Origin of the sequence: Mycobacterium sp., from assembly GCF_032161845.1 — a bacterium.
GTDB lineage: Bacteria > Actinomycetota > Actinomycetes > Mycobacteriales > Mycobacteriaceae > Mycobacterium.
Window position 1 is genome coordinate 1 of sequence record NZ_JAVRQA010000315.1, and the last position, 19,413, is coordinate 19,413.

At 67.8% G+C, this 19,413-nt stretch carries 16 protein-coding genes; 9 read left to right on the forward strand and 7 right to left on the reverse strand.

Features of this window, described 5'->3' with window-relative positions:
• Window positions 1-150 precede the first annotated feature (150 nt).
• The gene (locus tag QOD90_RS17050) at window positions 151-1,659 is read right to left on the reverse strand and encodes a flavin-containing monooxygenase (protein ID WP_526351764.1); all 1,509 of its coding nucleotides are present in this window, start codon (window positions 1,657-1,659) and stop codon (window positions 151-153) included.
• Between the two features lie 48 nt (window positions 1,660-1,707).
• On the reverse strand, window positions 1,708-2,688 hold the full coding sequence (locus QOD90_RS17055; protein WP_526351788.1) for a TIGR03617 family F420-dependent LLM class oxidoreductase: 981 nt from the start codon (window positions 2,686-2,688) through the stop codon (window positions 1,708-1,710).
• A gap of 27 nt (window positions 2,689-2,715) precedes the next feature.
• Between QOD90_RS17055 and QOD90_RS17060 the strand changes: the two genes are divergently transcribed.
• Complete coding sequence (locus tag QOD90_RS17060; RefSeq protein ID WP_526351766.1) at window positions 2,716-4,083, forward strand: flavin monoamine oxidase family protein; 1,368 nt, start codon at window positions 2,716-2,718, stop codon at window positions 4,081-4,083.
• On the opposite strand, the gene QOD90_RS17065 is transcribed toward QOD90_RS17060, so the two are convergent.
• Both QOD90_RS17065 and QOD90_RS17070 read right to left on the reverse strand, forming a co-directional pair.
• Window positions 4,073-4,984: an alpha/beta fold hydrolase gene (locus tag QOD90_RS17065; RefSeq protein ID WP_526351790.1), complete on the reverse strand. Its 912-nt coding sequence runs from the start codon at window positions 4,982-4,984 to the stop codon at window positions 4,073-4,075. The two genes, QOD90_RS17060 and QOD90_RS17065, sit on opposite strands and share 11 nt — an antisense overlap.
• Before the next feature lie 101 nt (window positions 4,985-5,085).
• Entirely contained in the window at window positions 5,086-6,180 is a 1,095-nt protein-coding gene (locus QOD90_RS17070; protein WP_526351792.1) for an NAD(P)-dependent alcohol dehydrogenase, read from the reverse strand.
• A gap of 25 nt (window positions 6,181-6,205) precedes the next feature.
• On the opposite strand from QOD90_RS17070, the gene QOD90_RS17075 reads away from it, so the two are divergent.
• On the forward strand, window positions 6,206-7,180 hold the full coding sequence (locus tag QOD90_RS17075; protein WP_526351768.1) for an NADPH:quinone oxidoreductase family protein: 975 nt from the start codon (window positions 6,206-6,208) through the stop codon (window positions 7,178-7,180).
• A 64-nt stretch (window positions 7,181-7,244) separates the two neighbouring features.
• Here the strand turns inward: QOD90_RS17075 and QOD90_RS17080 are convergent, their stop codons facing one another.
• A complete protein-coding gene (locus QOD90_RS17080; protein ID WP_526351770.1) occupies window positions 7,245-7,499 on the reverse strand; it encodes a hypothetical protein in 255 nt (84 codons plus the stop codon).
• Between the two features lie 151 nt (window positions 7,500-7,650).
• Between QOD90_RS17080 and QOD90_RS17085 the strand changes: the two genes are divergently transcribed.
• Genes QOD90_RS17085 through QOD90_RS17095 form a run of 3 tightly spaced genes read left to right on the forward strand, consistent with a single transcriptional unit; the run spans window position 7,651 to window position 10,093 of the window.
• On the forward strand, window positions 7,651-8,511 hold the full coding sequence (locus QOD90_RS17085) for an ABC transporter substrate-binding protein (protein ID WP_526351772.1): 861 nt from the start codon (window positions 7,651-7,653) through the stop codon (window positions 8,509-8,511).
• A complete protein-coding gene (locus QOD90_RS17090) occupies window positions 8,508-9,335 on the forward strand; it encodes an amino acid ABC transporter permease (protein ID WP_526351774.1) in 828 nt (275 codons plus the stop codon). Before QOD90_RS17085 ends, QOD90_RS17090 begins: the two co-directional genes overlap by 4 nt.
• Window positions 9,332-10,093: an amino acid ABC transporter ATP-binding protein gene (locus tag QOD90_RS17095; protein WP_526351776.1), complete on the forward strand. Its 762-nt coding sequence runs from the start codon at window positions 9,332-9,334 to the stop codon at window positions 10,091-10,093. The genes QOD90_RS17090 and QOD90_RS17095 overlap by 4 nt, the downstream gene beginning before the upstream one ends.
• Before the next feature lie 8 nt (window positions 10,094-10,101).
• On the opposite strand, the gene QOD90_RS17100 is transcribed toward QOD90_RS17095, so the two are convergent.
• A complete protein-coding gene (locus QOD90_RS17100) occupies window positions 10,102-11,637 on the reverse strand; it encodes a hypothetical protein (protein WP_526351778.1) in 1,536 nt (511 codons plus the stop codon).
• 341 nt (window positions 11,638-11,978) lie between these two features.
• Here QOD90_RS17100 and QOD90_RS17105 point away from each other — a divergent pair, with 341 nt between their 5' ends.
• Genes QOD90_RS17105 through QOD90_RS17115 form a run of 3 tightly spaced genes read left to right on the forward strand, consistent with a single transcriptional unit; the run spans window position 11,979 to window position 14,991 of the window.
• The gene (locus tag QOD90_RS17105; RefSeq protein WP_526351780.1) at window positions 11,979-12,767 is read left to right on the forward strand and encodes a DeoR/GlpR family DNA-binding transcription regulator; all 789 of its coding nucleotides are present in this window, start codon (window positions 11,979-11,981) and stop codon (window positions 12,765-12,767) included.
• A complete protein-coding gene (gene galT, locus QOD90_RS17110; RefSeq protein WP_526351782.1) occupies window positions 12,764-13,888 on the forward strand; it encodes a galactose-1-phosphate uridylyltransferase in 1,125 nt (374 codons plus the stop codon). The genes QOD90_RS17105 and galT overlap by 4 nt, the downstream gene beginning before the upstream one ends.
• Window positions 13,885-14,991 carry a galactokinase gene (locus QOD90_RS17115; RefSeq protein WP_526351784.1) on the forward strand — a complete coding sequence of 369 codons (1,107 nt, stop codon included), beginning with the start codon at window positions 13,885-13,887 and terminating at the stop codon, window positions 14,989-14,991. Before galT ends, QOD90_RS17115 begins: the two co-directional genes overlap by 4 nt.
• 154 nt (window positions 14,992-15,145) lie before the next feature.
• Here QOD90_RS17115 and QOD90_RS17120 read toward each other — a convergent pair whose 3' ends face one another.
• Entirely contained in the window at window positions 15,146-17,761 is a 2,616-nt protein-coding gene (locus QOD90_RS17120) for a helix-turn-helix transcriptional regulator (protein ID WP_526351794.1), read from the reverse strand.
• A gap of 124 nt (window positions 17,762-17,885) precedes the next feature.
• On the opposite strand from QOD90_RS17120, the gene helR reads away from it, so the two are divergent.
• The coding region (helR, locus tag QOD90_RS17125) for an RNA polymerase recycling motor ATPase HelR (RefSeq protein WP_526351786.1) at window positions 17,886-19,413 on the forward strand (1,528 nt) is incomplete at its 3' end.

A 19,413-nucleotide genomic window follows, 5' to 3' on the forward strand; every position in this document is an offset into this window, starting at 1 on the left:
ACCCCGCAAACGCCTCGGCTTCCGCACCCCCGCCGAAGAACTCGACCGACTACTCTCAGACCCGTCCGCATTCGTTGCAGCGACCGCTTGAATGCAAGGGCCAGACAGCGACCCGGGCGCAGAAATCGATGCGGAGGGAATCGGGGCGGCTCAGGCGGTCTGCGCCTGCTCGGTCTGATCGGCCTTCACGGCACCGCGGGCTCCGGCGCGGCCGAAGACCATCGACTCCTCGATGCGGTCGAACCGATGGTCGATGACGTCGAGTACGTAGTTGTGCCGGACGTTCCAGGGGCGATGGATACCCGACTTCGGCAGCGCGTGCGGGGTCCGTTGGATGTAGCCGGCCTTCAGGTCGAACGTCGGCTTCTCCCCCATTGGCACGCCGCCCAGGTGCGGGTAGGCATGGGTGTACCCATGAGAGTCCATGTACGCCAACAACTTCGCCACCGCACGCGCCGTCATGTCGGCGCGCAGCGTCCACGACGCATTGGTGTACCCGATGCACCACGCCATGTTCGGGACGTCCTCGAGCAGGTACTCCTTGTAGACGAAGCGATCGGTGGGCTTGACCTCGGTGCCGTCGACGACGATGGCGATGCCGCCCAGCGCCTGCAATTGCAAACCGGTGGCGGTGACGATGACGTCGGCGTCCACGCGTTGTCCGGACGCCAGCACGATGCCTGCCGCGTCGACGTGATCGACGTGATCGGTCACCACGTCGACACGGCCATCGCCGATGTGGTCGAACAGATCTCGATCCAGCACCAGACACATTCGCTGATCCCACGGCTCGTAGCGTGGCTTGAAGTGCAGGTCGACGTCATAGCCCTCGGGCAGCGCCGCGATGGTTCGATTCCTGATCAGCCACCGCCCGAACTTCGGGGCCTTGCGGAACAGGAAGTACGACAGCACCGAGAACGCAGCATTGCGGGCCCGAACGACGTTGTGGGACAGCCTGCGCGGCAAAAACTTCCGGATCGCCTGCACCATCGGATCGATTCGGGCCATCGACATCATGTAGGTCGGCGAGCGCTGCAGCATCGTGACGTGCGCGGCGGTCTTCGCCAGCGCGGGCACCAGGCTGATCGCGGTGGCGCCACTGCCGATCACCACGACGCGCTTGTCCGCATGGTCCAGCGACTCCGGCCAGAACTGGGGGTGCACCACGTCACCGGCGAAGTCCTCGATGCCAGGGAACTCCGGTGAGTACGGATTGTCGTAGTCGTAGTATCCCGTGCCGAAGAACACGAAGCGCCCCCGGTAGGACTTCTCCGCGCCGTCGGGGGTCGCCGTGCGCAGCGTCCAGGTGTCGGTCGACGAATCCCACTCCGCTGACTTGACGTGGGTGTCGAACCGGATGTTTCGGTCGATGCCGTGATGGCGAGCCGCATCGGTGAGGTAGTCCCGGATGTCGCCACCGTCGGCCACGTTCTCGGGCCTCGTCCACGGCTCGAAGGGCAGGCTCAGGGTGAAGATGTCACTGTCCGAGCGGATGCCCGGATAGCGGAACAGGTCCCACGTGCCCCCGATCCGCGAGCGTCGCTCGAGGATTGTGTAGGTGAGCTTGGGGTTCTTCTGATGGATGCGGTACGCCGCCCCGATCCCCGAGATGCCTGCGCCGATGATCAGCACATCCGAGTAGTCCGCTTGACCGTCCATCGAGAAACCCTCCCTTGGTCCTGCTCCGTACCAACTCACGATAGGGCGTCAGCCCTGCAGTGCGTCGACGATCCCAGCCAATGACTCCACCTGGATGGGGGCGGGCTGGTAGACGCACACCTGATCGCTGACACCCGCCACGCGATCGCGGATGTGGGCGGCAATCTCCTTCGGCGTGCCGCACGCGGCGATGGTGTGCAGCACGTCATCGTCGATCAGGCCGCCCATCTCCTGCCAGCGCCCCTGCTTGGACAATGCGTGCAGTTCCGGTTGCAGGTCACCCCAGCCGTGAGCCTCGAGCACCGGCCGGTAGGCGGGCGTCGACCCGTAGAACGCCAGCAGCTGGCGGGTCGACGTGTGCTGCGGGTCCTCGTCGCTCACCGAGACGATGATCTCCGGGATGACGGCGAAGTCGTCGCGGCTGCGGCCCGAGGCCGCAAGCCCTTCGTCGACCTTCATCATGGTGACGTCGTGCAGGAAGCGCTTCGACCCGAACGGCATGACGAGCAACCCGTCGGCCACCTCGGCGGTGGCGCGGGTCAGACGAGGCCCCAACGCGCCGACGTAGATCGGCGGCGGCCCGTGCGGGATGGACTTCGGGGTGAAGTTCGGCGTCATCAGGGTGTGGCGGTAGAACTCGCCATGGAACGCGAGGCGCTCACCGGTGGTCCATGCCTCGAAGATCGCCCGCAGCGCACCGATCAGTTCCGTCATCCTGGCGACCGGTTTGTCGAAGTCGGCGCCGAACCGCTTCTCGATCTGCGTGCGGATCTGCGTTCCGAGCCCGAGGATGAACCGCCCATCCGCGAGCAGCTGGTGGTCGATCGCCTGGTGCGCGAGGTGAATCGGATTGCGCGGGAACGCGATCGCCACGTTGGTCATGAGGTCGAGACCGCCGACCGTCGACGCCAGTGTCAGCGGGGCGAACACGTCGTGCGGCCCCTCGAACGTGAACACCCCGGTGGCCCCGGCGTCGCGCAGCGCCTCCGTCCGTTCGATCGCATCGGCCGGTCCGAACAGCGCTGTCATGACCTTCACGCGTGAGAGCCTAGTCAGGTGACCATCCCCGCAAGCCCCGACGTCGTCGTCGTTGGCGCCGGGTTCGCCGGACTGACGGCCGCACGCAGTCTGACCAGACTCGGGTACGACGTAAGAGTTCTCGAAGGCCGGGACCGTGTCGGCGGCCGGTCCCACACCACCACCATCGCCGGGGTTCCCGTCGACCTCGGTGGCACCTTCGTCGGGCCGACCCAGACCGAGGTGCTCAAGCTCGCCGCCGAACTCGGCTGCCCGACGACACCGACCTACAACGATGGCAAGAACCTGATCCGCTGGCGGGGTCGGGTGAGGTCCTACCGCAGCACCATCCCCAAGTTGTCCATCCTTGAGCTGCTTGACGTTTCGCGCATCCAGTGGCGGTTCGAGCGGCTCAGCAAGCAAGTTCCGCTCGGCGCGCCGTGGACGGCGCCGACGGCTCACCGCCTCGACCAGCAGACCATGGACGGTTGGCTACGGTCGGTGCACGCCGGCAAGAGCACCAGGGATCTGATGGCGATCATGGCAAGGGTGACGTGGGGCTGCGAACCCGACGAGGTGTCGATGCTGCACGCGGTGCACTACATCAAGGCCGCCGGAGGCATCGGCCCCATGCTCGACGTCAAGGGCGGCGCCCAGCAGGACCGCTTCCCGGCAGGCACCCAACAGATCGCGCTGCGGATGGCGGCAGATCTCGACGGGCGGGTGCGACTGGACAGCGTGGTCGAACGAATCGAATACGGCGCGGACGGAGCCACGGTGCACACCGCAGGCGAGGCGGTGGCGGCGCGGGCAGTCGTCATCGCGATCGCCCCCGAGCACCGCGCCGCCATCACGTTCGACCCGGAGCTGCCCGCAGGGCACGCAGACTTGGCGAGGCACTGGCCGCAGGGCAACTTGAGCAAGGCCTACGCCGCGTACGAAACGCCGTTCTGGCGCCACGACGGACGATCGGGCGAAGCGCTGTCCGACGACGGCCCGGTATTCATCACGTTCGACGTCAGCCCCGGCTCCTCGGATTCTGGAGAGGGACCTGGGGTTCTGCTCGGCTTCACCGACGCCCGCACGTTCGACCCGCTGGAGCCCGACGCCCGACGCGCCCGTGCCATCGACTGCTTCGCCAGCCTCTTCGGCGACCGCGCGCGGCACCCGATCGACTACGTCGACCACCGCTGGAGCGCCGAGCCCTTCGCGCCGGGCGGTCCGACCGCCGCGGTGCCACCCGGTTCGTGGACCACCTACGGGCAATGGCTACGCGAGCCGGTAGGTGGCATCTTCTGGGCAGGCACCGAGACCGCCGATCAGTGGACGGGTTTCCTCGACGGGGCGGTCCGATCGGGTCACCGCGCGGCCGACGAGGTCGCCGGGTACCTGTCCGCTACGAGCTGATCCGAGTGTTCTCGCGAACCGATTCGGCTAGTTCGCGGAGCTGCTGATTCACCTCGTCGGGCTGTTCCAGGATGGCGCAGTGCCCGCCGGGCATCTCGACGAAGGACACCAGGTTCGGCGCGTCACCAGCGATCCGGCGCGATGAGGCGATGGGCAGCAGGCGGTCATACTTACTGCCGATGACGAGGGTCGGCACGGTCAGATTGCGCAGCGAGATGTGTTTCGGGCCAAGCGAATCGACCAGCACCCTGGCCCAGCCGCCGCGCCCCGCCGGAGGAGTCTCGGCGAACAGGTCGAAGACGAAGTCGGCGATCGCGGGGTCGGCGTCGCGGCCCACCGCCAGTGCGGCCACGAACCGTCGGCTCTGCTGTATCGAGCCGGGCACCAATGGTGCGGACCCCAGCCTCTTCAGCACCAGGCCTGCGGCCCGCACCCGGCCGCCCACCAAGGGCGGCGGCACGGGAAGGAATTTGACGTTGCGTAGCAGATCACCGGTCGTGGTGTTGATCAGGGCGACGGCATCGGCGCACTGTTGCACCCGCTGTGGGTAGCGCTGCGACCACGACGAAATGGCGATACCGCCCATCGAGTGACCCGCGATCACGGCCCGCTCGCCAGGCGCCAACGTGGCGGCCAGCACGGCGTCGAGGTCGGCGGCCAGGAAGTCCAGGCTGTAGCTCCCGCGCTGCGAGGGCACTCCACTTCGACCGTGACCCCGGTGGTCGTAGGCGATGACCTTGTAGTCACCGGCGAGGTCGGTGATCTGATTGGCCCACACCCGAATCGCGCAGGTGATTCCGTGCGCCAGCACGATGGGATAGCCATCGTCGGGACCGAAGACCTCGGTGTGGATCTTCGTCCCGTCCGACGAGCGGACGTCTACCGACCGGCCAGGTGGCATCGCGTCAAGCACTGCCAACCGTCTCGAAATCGTCCTCACGTGCGCTCCGATCCGCCGCGGCACCTTTGCCGGCAACTTCCGAATCATAACTAACGCCGCGGTCAACGCGGCATCGTGACCACCGGCTTGATGGCCGAACCCGTCACCGCGGAGGTCCACGCCGCACCGAAGTCGTCGAAGGCGAACCGTGTCACCAACTTCTCCAGCGGCAGCTCACCGCCCCGCAACAGCTCCGCGAGCCGCGGGATGAACACCTGGGGATCACTGTCGCCCTCGACGACACCGCGCACCCTCAGGCCCTTCGCCAGGATCAAACCGACCGGCAGCTCGGCGTTGAGCGCACCCAATCCGACGAGGGCGAGTGTGCCGCAGGCCCGAAGCGTCACCAGAGCGGTCGCGATGACCGCGGGCAACGCGGTGGTGTCGACGGCGACCGTTGGGCCGCCGCCAGTCAGATCGGGGAGGTGCGCGGTAACGTCGTCTGCGCCGGGATCCAGCACCGCCGTCGCGCCCAATTCCATTGCCAGCGAGCGTCGTTCGGGTTTCGGGTCGACGGCGACGATGGCACCGCAGCCGGCGATCCTGGCACCCATGACGGCCGAGAGTCCGACGGCACCCGCGCCGAAGACCACCAGCGCATCACCGGTCCCGACAGGCGTGGCGCCGAGCACCGTACCGACGCCCGTCTGCACGCTGCAGCCCAGTGGCGCCGCCAGAGCTGGATCGAGGGGTTCGGTCAGCGCGATGGTGTTGGCGGGCCCGGCCAGCACGTGGGTGGCGAAGCTGGATTGACCGAAGAAGCCACCCCTCAGCGGTACGCCTCCCAGCCGCAGTGCGCTCGTCTCGTCGGCGTCGTCGCCGCGCAGGTTCAGCGTCGTCGACCGATCGCAGTAGGCGGGCTTGGCGGCGACACAGCTGGGACACCGCCCGCAGCTGGCGAAGGTCAACACGACCTGCCGACCCACGTCGATACGGGCCAGTGATCCGGTCGCGACCACGGTGCCGACGCCCTCGTGGCCGAAGACCATCGGCAGTTTTCGGGCCGGCCATCGCGCGGCGACGCTCACGTCGGTGTGGCAGATGCCGACCGCATCGACACGAATCAGCGCCTCGCTGCCGACCGGTTCCCTGACCTCGACGTTGACCAGTTGGGGAGCTGCGCCCTCGGAGAGCAGTACCGCGGCACGTGCGTCCATCACTTGGCGATGTTAAATGGTGACGATGCGCGCCATTCAGATCCCCCGGCTCGACGGACCAGAGGCGGCGGAGCTCGTCGACGTCGACGAACCGAGCGCCGGTGACGGCGTCCTGATCGACGTCCACGCCGCGGGTGTGGCGTTTCCCGACGCGCTCCAGACCCGCGGGCTCTATCAGCACAAGCCGGAGCTCCCGTACGTGCCTGGCGCCGAGATTGCCGGCATCGTGCGCAGCGCCCCCGCAGGTGCCCACGTGGCGGCAGGCGACCGAGTCGCCGCGCTGACGATGCTCTCCGGTGCCATGGCGGAAGTCGTTGCGCTACCGGCGGATCGGGTGTTCAAACTCCCCGACGCGGTGTCCTTCGAAGCAGGCGCCGGACTGCTCTTCAACGACCTGACGGTGCATTGCGCCCTGCGCACCCGCGGGCGTCTGGTGGCTGGCGAGTCGGTGCTAGTGCACGGCGCGGCAGGCGGCATCGGCACGTCGACGCTGCGCCTGGCCTCGGCCTGGGGTGCGTCGCGCACGATCGCCGTCGTCAGCACCGCGGACAAGGGCGACGTCGCCCGCGCCGCGGGAGCCACCGACGTGGTGCTCGCCGACGGTTTCAAGGACGCCGTGAAGGAACTCACCGGCGGCCGGGGCGTCGACGTCGTGGTGGATCCGGTCGGCGGTGACCGGTTCACCGACTCACTGCGATCCCTCGCCCCCGGCGGCCGACTGCTGGTGATCGGCTTCACCGGCGGGGAGATCCCGACGGTCAAGGTGAACCGGCTGCTGCTCAACAACGTCGACGCCGTCGGTGTCGGCTGGGGCGCCTGGGCCGCGACCCACCCGGGTTATCTGGCCGAGCAGTGGGCTGAACTGGAGCCTCTGCTCGCCTCCGGCGCCGTGTCGGCACCCGAACCCGTCGTCTATCCGCTCGAGCGAGCCGCGGAGGCCATCGCTTCGCTCGAGGACCGCACCGCCAAGGGCAAGGTCGTCGTCTCGCTTCGGGCATGAAGTCACGCTTCGGGCATGAAACAGCCCCCGGAGGATTCCTCCGGGGGCCGCATCTGGTCGCGATTCAGGGTTTCTTGGCGCGGGCGAGGAAGGCGACCGCCGCGACCACCGCGACGACACCGATCACACCCCACAGGACGAACGAGAACACCAGGGAGCCGGCGACGAACCCGCCGAAGCTCATGGAGAGGTACACCGCCCAGATCAGGCGGTAGACGCACCACGCGGCGAGGACCGCGCTGCTGATGCCCAGGTAGCGGCTCCGCTGGCGGTCGACGCGGTTGATCTGTTCCTCGATGGCGGCCGGGACGATGTTCATGGTCTGTCGTGCCTTTCGTGGGGCCTCGCCTCGGTGGCGTCGCCGTTGAAGCAAGTACACGGCGCCCCCACGGCTACCGATCCCAACATTCGACGGGTCGTCATGATCACAACGATGGCGGTTGGGCACCAGGTGCGCGATGATGCCGCCCATGCGCAATGTCTCGAGTGTGGTGTCCATGCTGGCCCTCGTCGGTTTGGCGGCTGCCACGGCATGCGCCCCCGCTGACGAGACGGCGACCAGCACGTCGTCCGCCTCTGCCGCGGCCGGGCAGTGCACCAAGGACGGTCTGACGACCTTGACGAAGGGGTCCATCACCTTCGGAACGGATCAACCGGCGTACCCGCCGTGGTTCGTCGACGACGACCCCGCGAATGGCAAGGGCTTCGAATCTGCGGTCGCCTACGCGGTTGCCGGCAAGCTCGGCTACGCCAACCAGGACGTGAAGTGGGTGCGGGTGCCGTTCAATGCGGCCATCGCACCGGGGGCAAAGACGTTCGACGCCAACCTGAATGAGTTTTCCATTACCGACGAACGCAAGCAGGCCGTCGACTTCTCGTCGCCGTACTTCAACGTGACGCAGGCAGTCGTCGCGGTGAAGTCGTCGCCGGCCGCCGCGGTGAAGAACCTCGCCGGACTCACCGGCCTCAAGCTCGGTGCGCAGGTGGGCACCACCAGCTACACCGCGGCGCAGGCGATCGACCCCGGTGTCGCGGTATTCAACAACAACGACGACGCGAAGGCCGCGTTGACGAACGGCCAGATCGACGCGTTGGTTCTGGACCTGCCGACGGCCTTCGAGGTGCAGAGCGAACTGACGGACGGCGTCATCGTCGGCCAGCTGCCACCCGGCACCGAGAAGGCCGAGCAGTTCGGCATCGTGTTGGACAAGGGCAGCCCGCTGACGGCATGCGTGTCCAAGGCCGTCGACGATCTCGGCAATGACGGCGAGCTGTTCAAGCTGCAGAAGACGTGGCTCAACGGCACTGGCGCCGCGCCGGTCCTTTCGTGACCACGGCCGCCCTTGACCGGGTGGCGTACCGGCAGTCCCGAGCCCGGCGGTCCACCCTGGTCGCGATGGTGTCCACCGTGGTGTTCGCGGCGGTGCTGCTGTTCGCGGTGACGTCGGCGCCGGGCTGGCCGCGGGTCCGTGACTCGTTCTTCAATCTCCGCATCGGCGTCGACAGCCTGCCCGCTCTGTTGGAGGGGTTGTGGCTCAACGTTCGGGTGCTGGTGGTCTGCCAGGTGCTGATCCTCGTCTTCGGACTCGGTTTGGCTGCGCTGCGAACGCTCCGCGGGCCCGTGTGGTTTCCGGTGCGGGCGTTGGCAACCGGCTACGTGGACCTGTTTCGCGGCCTGCCGCTGCTGATCTGTCTGTACCTCGTCGGGTTCGGCTTGCCGGGGCTGCGACTCTCGGGACTGCCGACGAACCCCGTGCTGCTGGGCGGACTGGCACTGGTGTTGATCTACTCCGCATACGTGGCCGAGGTCTTCCGCGCGGGTATCGAATCGATCCACCCGTCACAGTTGGCCGCTGCCAAGTCCCTTGGGCTCAACCATCGGCGAACCATGCGTCTGGTGGTGTTGCCGCAGGCGACGCGCAGGGTCACCCCGGCGCTGCTCAACGACTTCGTCGCGCTGCAGAAGGACTGCGGGCTGATCTCGGTGCTCGGCGCGGTCGATGCCGTCCGCGCGGCGCAGATCCAGGCCGCCACCACCTACAACTTCACCCCCTACGTCGTGGCGGGTCTGCTGTTCGTCGCGCTGGCGGTGCCGTCGGCACGGCTGGCCGACTGGGCGGCCAAGCGCGTGGCGACCAGACAGGGCGCGCTGTGACAGGAGCGACCGGGGATCCGGGTCCGGTGCTGTCGGTGTGCGGGCTGACCAAGGCGTATCACGATCGCCCCGTGCTCAACGGCATCGACCTCGACGTCGACGAGCATCGGGTCGTCGTCCTGATCGGGGCGTCCGGATCGGGGAAGTCGACCCTGCTGCGGTGCATCGACTTGCTCGAGGACATCGACGACGGCCAGATCCTGTTGGACGGCCGCGACATCAGCGACCCACGCATCGACGCCGACGAGGCGCGCCAGGCGATGGGCATGGTGTTCCAGTCGTTCAACCTGTTCCCGCACATGACCGCACTGGCCAACGTGGCACTGGCTCCGCGGGTGGTGCACGGGTCGACGCGGCGCGATGCCCAGGAACGCGGCCGCGAACTGCTGGCCAGGGTCGGCCTGTCCGCGCACGCAGATTCCTACCCGGACAAGCTGTCTGGCGGTCAACAGCAGCGGGTGGCCATCGCCAGGGCGCTGGCCTACGACCCCCGACTGTTGCTGCTCGACGAGATCACCAGCGCACTGGATCCCGAACTCGTCGGTGAGGTGCTAACCCTCGTCGGCGAGTTGGCGGCTGCAGGCCGAACCATCGTGATGGCCACCCATGAAATGGCGTTCGCCCGCGACGTCGCCGACACCGTGTGCTTCCTCGATGGCGGCCGGATCGTCGAATCTGGTTCGGCCAAGCAGGTTTTGACCGAGCCCCGAGAAGACCGCACCCGTCAGTTCCTGCAGCGCTTCACCAACGGTCGCTGAGACCCCGGCTAGTTCAGCCGGAGGACGACGGCGTAGCCGTCATGGTCACCGGTCGTGGTGGTCGCGTTGTCGACCGCGTTGTTCAAGGGGACCGTGCCAACGTAGGTCGCCTGGCCGGCGAGGATGAGCCGGGTGGCAAGTGCGGTACGAGCCATGTTGGACGACACGTAGGAGTGGGCGGGCAGGAAGTTGTAGATGCTCAGCACTTCGGTGCTGAACGCACCACTCCAGACGTAGCCGGTGCTCGTCTCCACCGGGTCGGGACCGAAGATGCGGCCGTGATCGTTCGGGAAGATGAAGATGTTGTCGGAGAAGCCTTGCAGGAGGCCCGACGGCTGCTGGCCGTAGATCACGTCGTCGATCTCGCCAAGGAAACCGGTGCTGTGAATCGGCTGGGCCGGAAATCCACCCCAGAACATGGCGACGTTGAGTTTCTGGATCGCCTCCTCGCGACTCGTCGACGTCGGATCGATGATGATGACGTTGACGGGTTCCAGGAGCGTCTTGCCGTGGTACGGCTGTCCGCCGTAGTCCGAGATCTGCCCATCGGGCTCGAGCATCCACTTGCCGATGTCGCCGTAGGCGGTCGGGGCCTCGTCGCCGGGCCCGGGGACCCCGGCGACCGCCGCCGGGGGGACGTGCGGCTGGGCCGAGTTGTAGTAGGCCGCAGCCGAGTTCAGGTTGGTGACGAAGCGTTCGAGCTCGCGATGAATCAGCTGCAGCGCTGCAGTCAAGATCGGGAACGGGCCGACCGGCGTGCCACCGGTGGTCGCCGTCGGCGAGAAGCCGAGGGCGTTCAAGACGCCTGACACCAACGTGACGACCGGATTGGCGATGCGCGGCGCCGCCTGTGCCGGTGCGGCGAAACCCGTCAGTGAGGCCTGCGCCGGAAGCGCGGCCGGCGACGCGTCGAGCCGTGACTGGCGACCCGTGTCCGGGATGGACGGCGGCTCGACGTCGGCGGGCTTCGCCGATGCACGAAACGTGGCGGCGAGGTCATCGGTCTTGGTGCGGACGAAGGACGTGGCGGGAACATCGTCGGCGATCTTCGGCCGGGCCTGCCGCGAGTCGCTTCCCCGGGAGCCGGCCGTAGGTTCGTCGCGCACACCCGTCGGCGAACCCGACCCGGTGCTGCCGTTGCCGAACACTGCCGCGAGTTGGTTCGAAATCTTCGAGAGCACTCCGGATAGCGGGTCCGGGTTGGTCGGGACGCCGCCGGAGAACACCATCTTCGGCACGTCCGGCGAACTCGGCTTGGGCGTCTTGCCGCCTGCGGCACCGCCAGGCGCGTCTGGATTGGTATCGGCCGTTGCGGAAGTGCCTGGCGTCGAATCCGAAACGGTCTTGGCGCCATCGCCGGGGCCGGTGGCGTTGGCCCCGTCGGTGGCGTTTGCCAGCCCCGCACCGCCGACCACGGCCGCCCCGACGCCCATCGCCAACGCCAAGGCGCCGACGCGGCCGACGTACTTCGCCGCGCCGAGCGTCGCCGGTCCGGTGGAGAGCCCCTGTTGCGCTGCGATGTAGGAAGCGCTGTGCCGTCCCATGGCCAATCCCCCGGTTTCCCCTGATGCGTGTACCTCTCGCGGCTCCCAGAGCAAAGGAACCGCGGGTCAATCTATCAGCTGAGCAGCCAGGGCAGAACGCCAAACAGCGGCTGGGGTTGCCCCCGGCGGCAAAGGGGCGAAGACATCACTGCGGCTCTTCGGCGCGCACCTCGTCGGCCGGGGTTCGTCGACTCCTTTGCTGAGTGATCTGGACCACTTTTCTAACAAATTCAAACACGAACACGCAAAACTCAACACTCTCGCCCCTAGTATCAGCCGAAACAGGTCATCATTGTTTGTTACTGTGCGTTCTCCGGCCATGAAAGGGAGTCTCGACGACGATGCTCGCCGCTGAACGACGAGGCGCCATCTTGCGTGCGTTGCAGTCCGGAGGCGCGGTCAGGGTCGCCGACCTGGCCGCCGATCTGGCGGTGTCGGAGATGACGGTGCGTCGCGACCTCGACACCCTCGACGCACAGGACCTGCTACGCAAGGTGCACGGCGGTGCGGTGACGCGCCACAATCGCGGTGAGGAGCCGCGCTCGGCGGAGAAGGCAGGCCAGCAACTGGCCGAGAAGACGGCCATCGCCGCGATTGCGGCGGCGACCGTCGAGGACGGCATGACCATCGCGATCGGCGCGGGCACCACCACCACCGAGCTCGCCAGGCACCTGCGAGCGCGGCCCTCGATCACCGTTGTCACCAACTCCATCAACATCTTCCAGGAACTGACCGACCCCATCGCCGACGGTGCGGACGCCCCCCTGGTCTACCTCAGCGGCGGGGTCCGCACACCATCGGACGCGCTGGTCGGGCCGGTCGCCGATGCCGCGATCGCGTCGTTCCGGGTGGACGCGACGTATCTCGGTGTGCACGGCTTCGACGTGGCCGCCGGCCTGACCACACCCAACATCGCTGAGGCGCAGACGAACCGGGCGCTGATCGAGATCGGCGGCCGATTGATGGTGCTCGCCGATCACACGAAGTACCGCGAAGTCGGCGCATGCGTCTTCGCTCGACTCGGGCAGGTGCACACGATGATCTCCGACGACGGTCTGACCGCCGACGACCGCGCGGTCATCGACTCACACGTCGGCGACCTGGTGATCGCCCCCGTGGCCGGGCGATGACCAGCATGGCGACCGCGACCGAACCCCTGCCGTGGCAGCTCGCCGACGGCCGGAACATGCTGTTCTTCTCGTTGCCGGGCCACGCGCCCGCCCCGGTCACCGATCGACGGCCACTGCCGGACCGCGGCGCCCAGCAATCACAGGTGCGTTTCGACCGCCAGACCGGACAGTGGGTGGCCATCGCCGCGCTGCGGCAAGACCGCACCTACAAGCCGAGCGCCGAGCTGTGTCCGCTGTGCCCGAGTGCATCAGGGACCAACAGCGAGGTGCCAGCGCCCGACTATGACGTCGTCGTCTTCGAGAACCGCTTTCCAAGCCTCTCCGGTGCCGACGACACGGCGTTCAGCCTCCCCTCCCCTGATACGGCAATCGGCGGCAACGACTTCGTCAGCGCACCGGGACACGGCCGCTGCGAGGTGATCTCGTTCTCGAGCAGCCACACCGAATCGTTCGCAGAGCTCGAACTTCCGCACGCCCGTCTCGTGGTCGATGCCTGGCGCCACCGAACGATCGACCTGATGAACCGGCCGGGAATCGAGCAGGTGTTCTGCTTCGAGAACCGCGGCGAGGAGATCGGGGTGACACTGACCCATCCACATGGACAGATCTACGGATATCCGTACCTGGCACCCCGCACCGCTCACCTGCTCACCGAGGCGCGCAGTCACTCAGAGCGCAACGGCAGCAACCTCTTTGCCGACATTCTCGCCCGCGAGCGAGCCGCCGAGATCCGGGTCGTCGCCCAAAACGACCTCTTCACGGCTTTCGTGCCGTTCGCCGCGCGCTGGCCCGTCGAGGTGCACATCTACCCGAACCGGTTCGTGCGCAACCTCGCCGATCTCGATGACGCCGAATTGGACGGGTTCGCCTCGATCTACTGCGAGGTGCTGCGACGTTTCGACAGGATGTATCCCACCCCCCTGCCGTATATCTCGGCGCTCCATCAATACCGGGACACCGCAGCGCAACGAGAAGGGTACTTCCACGTCGAGTTGATGTCGGTCCGAAGGAGTGCCACCAAGCTGAAGTACCTGGCCGGATCCGAGTCTGCGATGGACGCCTTCATCAGCGACGTGATGCCCGAGACGGTCGCCCAACGGCTGCGGGAGCTGGGCACGTGATCCGCTACGCAGCGCCGGGACGGATCAATCTGATCGGTGAACACACCGACTACAACCAGGGGTTCGCCCTGCCCATCGCGCTGCCGGACCGCACCGAGGTGCGCTTCCACCCCGATGGCGGCAACGCGGTCGTGGTCCGCAGCGATCGCGAGGACGGCGCGGTCACCGTCGCGCTGGACACCGCCCCCGGCGACGTCACCGGATGGGCCGCCTACGTCGCCGGCGTCATCTGGGCACTGCGGAGTGCCGGTCATCGGGTGAGCGGTGGCACGATGTCGATCTCCAGCGGTGTCGAAATGGGTTCGGGATTGGCGTCCTCGGCGGCACTGGAGTGTGCAGCGCTCGGCGCGCTCGCCGCAGCCACCGACTTGCGCATCGACCGGACTGATCGGGCGCGGATCGCGCAGCGAGCCGAGAACGACTACGTTGGCGCCCCAACGGGTTTGCTGGACCAGCTGGCATCGCTCTGCGGTGAGCCGCGGCGGGCGCTGATGATCGACTTCCTGGACGCCAGTGTCCATGCGGTGCCCTTCGATCCTGGCGCCTCCGGCGCGGCGCTGCTCCTGATCAACTCGCATGCGCCACACCAACACGCCGGCGGCGAGTATGCCGCCCGCCGTGCATCGTGCGAACGAGCGGCCGCCGATCTTGGCGTGGTGTCACTGCGCGAGGTGCAGGATGGTGGCGACGCCGTGCTGCAGGACGTCAAGGATCCAGTCGATGCGCGACGGGCCCGACACATCCTGACGGAGAACCGGCGGGTCGCCGATGTCGTTTCAGCACTTGCCAATTGCGACTTCGCCGAAGTCGGCCGGATCTTCACCGCGTCACATGCGTCCATGCGGGATGACTTCGAGATCACCACCGCCCACCTCGATCTGATCGCGGACACCGCGGTTCGGTCCGGGGCCCTCGGAGCCAGGATGACGGGCGGTGGCTTCGGCGGCTGCGTCATCGCCCTGGTGCCCGTCGACCGGTGGGAAGACGTGGGAGCCGCGGTGGGCCGGGCCGTTGACGGAGCTGGCTACAACCCACCGACGATCACCCTCACCGAGGCCGGCGCGGGAGCATCCATCACCGGCGAACGGGGGCGTCCGCAGTGAGCACCCCCTAGCCCGCTGCGGACGCCCCCAAGCCCGGTCATGCGTCCCGATCAAATCGTGGCTCGCGCGCAGCGTTTCGCGCCCAGTAGCCCACCACTGCAATCCCGGCCGGCATCGGTGAATTACTACTGAGGGTGACGAGCCTTGGCGGACGTCACCGCCCGCGATGGCGCACCAGGTTCGCGAGTTCCTCGCGGCTGCTGGTTCCCGTCTTGGCCATCGCGCGGAACACGTGACTCTCCACCGTGCGCACCGACAGCGTCAGCCGCTCGGCGATGGCGCGATTCGACGAGCCGGCGGCGACCAACATGGCGATCTCACGTTCGCGTTCGGACAGCGGTAGCTCCTCGCCGGCCTCGAGCAGCGCAGGCGTCCTCGCCCCACCGCATTCGCGAGCCAACGCCTCTGCCCGCGTCCAACACCCCAGCGCGCTACCCCGCTCGCCGTGGTGACGATGGGCGACGGCTGCGTGCGCGGCGGCGTCCACGGCCGCGAGCAGGTCACCGATGCCCTCGAAATCTCGCGACAACGCCGCCAATTCCGCGGCATCGGCAGCGTGCAGGGCTTCGGCGAGTCGTGCGGCAAGGCCGACGCGCGGGCCCTCCACGATCTTCTCGAGCTCACGCAACCGAGGAGCGCAGGAGCGGGCGCCGAACTGCGCTGCGGTCTGGAGGCACATCACCTCGACCGCGAACTGTCCGTTGGCGCCAGCCCTTTCGGCCGCCCCCAATAGGATCGACACCCCCTCGCTGACGGCACCTTGCCCCGCGGCTACCCACGCGCGGGCCAGGCTCCGCTCGTAGTCCAACGAGCGAAACGGGCGGCGAATCTCGTCGAGTGCGGCGAAGCCGGCAGCCGCCTCTCCGATCGCGCCCCGGATCGCGAGTACGGTCGCGCGAGGAAAGTGGTAGCGGTATCCCCAGCCGATGCCGTGGCCAGATGCCGACAGCGCGGGTGCCGCCAGTTCGAGCAACGACCGGGCCCTGTCCAACCGCCCGGCGCCGAGCGCAGCCCGGCCCGCCACCGCATCGCCGAGCAGGTGCGCTGCACCGGGAAGGTCGGCCGCCTGCTGGCGCGCCAGGTCGGCGACGTCGACGGCTTCGCGAATGCGCCCGGCCAGCAGCAGGGCGCTGACGTGTGCATCGGCGATGTTGAAACGCATCTGTGGCGCGTCGAAGGAGCGAGTGGCCACGGCATGTCCCGCATCCGCGACGGCCACCGCCTGGGCGGTGCACCCCGAATCGCCGGTCATGGCCGCGAGAGCCCAGGCGACTTCGGCCTCGACGACCGCGGGAAGCGCGCCCAACGCAAGGTTCTGCGACACCTGCATCGCCGTCGTCGGCCGGTCGAGCGCAAACCAGTACACCGTCAGAAACGCGTCGATGTAGTTGCGCGCCTCGGGTGACACGGTCTGCGCCGCGTCGTCGATGAGAGCCTTCGCGCGGGCGGGTTCGGCCAGCACCCACAGCATGTTGCTGGCCCGCAGAAAAGCGAATCGGGCTCGGTCGTCCTCGGACAGCTCGCTCACCCGAATTTCGGCGAACACCGCATCGGCCTCCTCACCACGGGTGAGCCACGAGAGCGCTTGCGCCCGAATGAAACTCGCCTCCGGCCCCGCCCCGGCCCGGCTCGCCGAGTCCGCGAGCCGATCGGCGAGCGGAAGGTCCGCCAGCCGTACCGCGCCATTGGCAGCACGAACCAGCAGATCGGGGTCGGGGGCGAGGTCGGAGTCGAGGCTCAGGGTGGCGCGGCGGACCACGACCCGGACGTCGTCGCGGTCTTCCGCGGAGGCCAGTTCCGTTGCGACCAGACCGCGTAACCGCCGCAGCCGAGTGGGTGCCGCCCGCTTCCTGCGCACTTCCCCGTACAGCGGATGCGCGAGGCGTACCTCAAGTCCCGTCCCGCCGACGATGGAGTCGAGTCTGACCAGACCACGTGTGTCCGCCTCCTCGACAGCCGCGGCACCGGTGATCCGGGTGAGCGCCGACAGTTCGATCGGCTCTCCGACTGCCAATGCGTCGATCACGTCCGAGACGGGTGCGGGTAGCTTCCCGATCCGGGACTCGATCAGTTCGATCAGGCCCGGCGCCACGATCGGGTCGCCCCTCCAGCGCCAGTAACCGTCCACGACTCTGAGCCGACCGTCGGCGACCTCCTGCTCGACGATGTTGCGCAGATAGAGGGCGTTGCCGCCAGTGAGAACCCAGAGTCGCTCTGCGGCATCCGGATCCACCGGTCCGCTCAGGGTAGCCGATAGCAGCGCGGCGCAGCGGTCGACACACAGCGGCTCCAGCTCGAGCCGATCACAGCGATCATCTCGCCAAATCTCCTGCACCGCAGCGGGAATCGGATCATCGTCGCGCATCGTAAGCACGACCGTCGCGGCGCCCCGCTGCACGACCTGCTGGACGACGAAGAGGGACAGCTCGTCGAGCAGATGCACGTCGTCGACAACCACCACGACCTTGCGGCCCCCCGCCGCTGCCGTAAGTGCGTCGATCACGCCGCTCACCAGCTGAACCGTGCCGACGGCATCCGACTGGACCCATGCGGTGAAGGCACCCAGCGGAAGCGCTCTGGCCGAGGACGTGCCAACCACCAACCGTCCCTCGCAGCCGCGTGAGATGGCGGCTGCCAGCGCCTCACGGGCGATGCGGCTCTTCCCGACGCCAGCCGTCCCGCAGACCACGATGCTGGAGATGTCCGGGGCCGCGATGACGGCCTCGACGGCCCGCATTTCCTCTGAACGGCCGGTCAGCGGCCATGACATCCCCACCACAGACCATCTCCTGCCCTTCTCAACATATAGCGCACCCGGGGGCTTGCGGCAAGCCCCCGGGTGTACCCCAAAATGACTGGCCTGAGCCCGACCGGCAGAGATGGGAGTCGTTGAGATGAGGGTGAACCGATTGACTCACAATGTGTTTGACGTGTTTGACCTTCCCGACCACCTTGCAGCCAAGGCCGATCCCGCGTTGATCGCCGATGACGAGCGGCACCTGGTGAAGGTCGCTGAGAGCCTCGACCAGACCATCGCCCAGCTGTCCGACCGGCTCGACACCGAACTCAGGGCGCCGAGTCGGATGGGCCAGGAGGCGGTGGAGCGGGATTTGGAGGTCCGCAGGCTGTCCGCGACCCTTTCCACGCTGCGCCGCTTCGGGGTGGACCTGTGCCTCGGGCACACCCTTGGCGCTGACCAGGCCGAGCCCGTATACGTCGGACGCGTCGGCCTCTTGGACGGGGCGGGTCGTCAGCTGGTGATCGACTGGCGCTCGGCGGCGGCCGAGCCGTTCTTCGGCGCGACCCATGCCAACCCGATGGGCCTAGTCCGTCGCCGCAGGTATCGCTGGACCGGCGGCCGGATCATCGACTACTGGGACGAGGTGTTCACGGCGGACGGCTTGGAGGGTCATGCCGCACTCGACGACCAGTCCGCCTTCATCGCGAGCCTCGGCGGCAGCCGATCGGGCCTGATGCGCGACGTGCTCGGCACCATCGCGGCCGACCAGGACGCCATCATTCGGGCAGGCTCCCGCGGCGCGCTCGTCGTCGACGGCGGCCCCGGCACTGGCAAGACGGTCGTCGCTCTGCACCGCACCGCCTACCTGCTCTACTCCGATCCTCGACTCGATCATCAGCGCGGCGGCGTGCTGTTCATCGGCCCGCATCAGCCCTACCTGTCCTACGTCGCCGACGTCCTGCCGAATCTCGGTGAGGAAGGTGTGCAGACCTGCACCCTGCGGGACCTCGTCGCCGAGGGTGCCGCCGCAACGACGGAGACCGACCCGGAGGTGGCCCGGCTGAAGTCGTCTTCTGCCATCGTCGAGGCGATCGACACGGCCGTCAGGTTCTACGAGGAACCGCCGACCAGGGGTATGACCGTGGCGACCGACTTGGCCGACCTCTGGGTGAGCGCCGACGATTGGGCCGAGGCGTTCCGAGCGCCGGAGTTCGGCACTCCGCACAACGAGGCCCGCGACCAGATCTGGGAGGTGCTGCTGGCGATCCTGACCGACAAGTACGACGGCGACGCTCCAGCTGCCTCCTTTCGAAAGTCATTGCTGGAGAACGAAGAACTGCGCACGACTCTCAACGGGGCGTGGACGCTGATCGAAGCGGCGGATCTGGTGGCGGACCTGTGGTCGGTACCGGCCTATCTGCGCAAGTGCGCTCCCTGGTTGAGCCACGAAGAGGTTCAGAAGCTGCAACGGGCCGATCCGCAACGCTGGACGGTCTCCGATCTTCCGCTGCTCGATGCCGCGCGACAGAGACTGGGCGATCCGGGTGCGTCCCGACGCAAGCGTCGACACGAGGCCACCCTCGCGGCCCAACGCGAGCAGAGGTCTGCCGTCGTCGACCACTTGATTGCGGCCGATGACTCCGAAATGCTCGTCATGTCGATGCTGCGCGGCGAGGACCTGC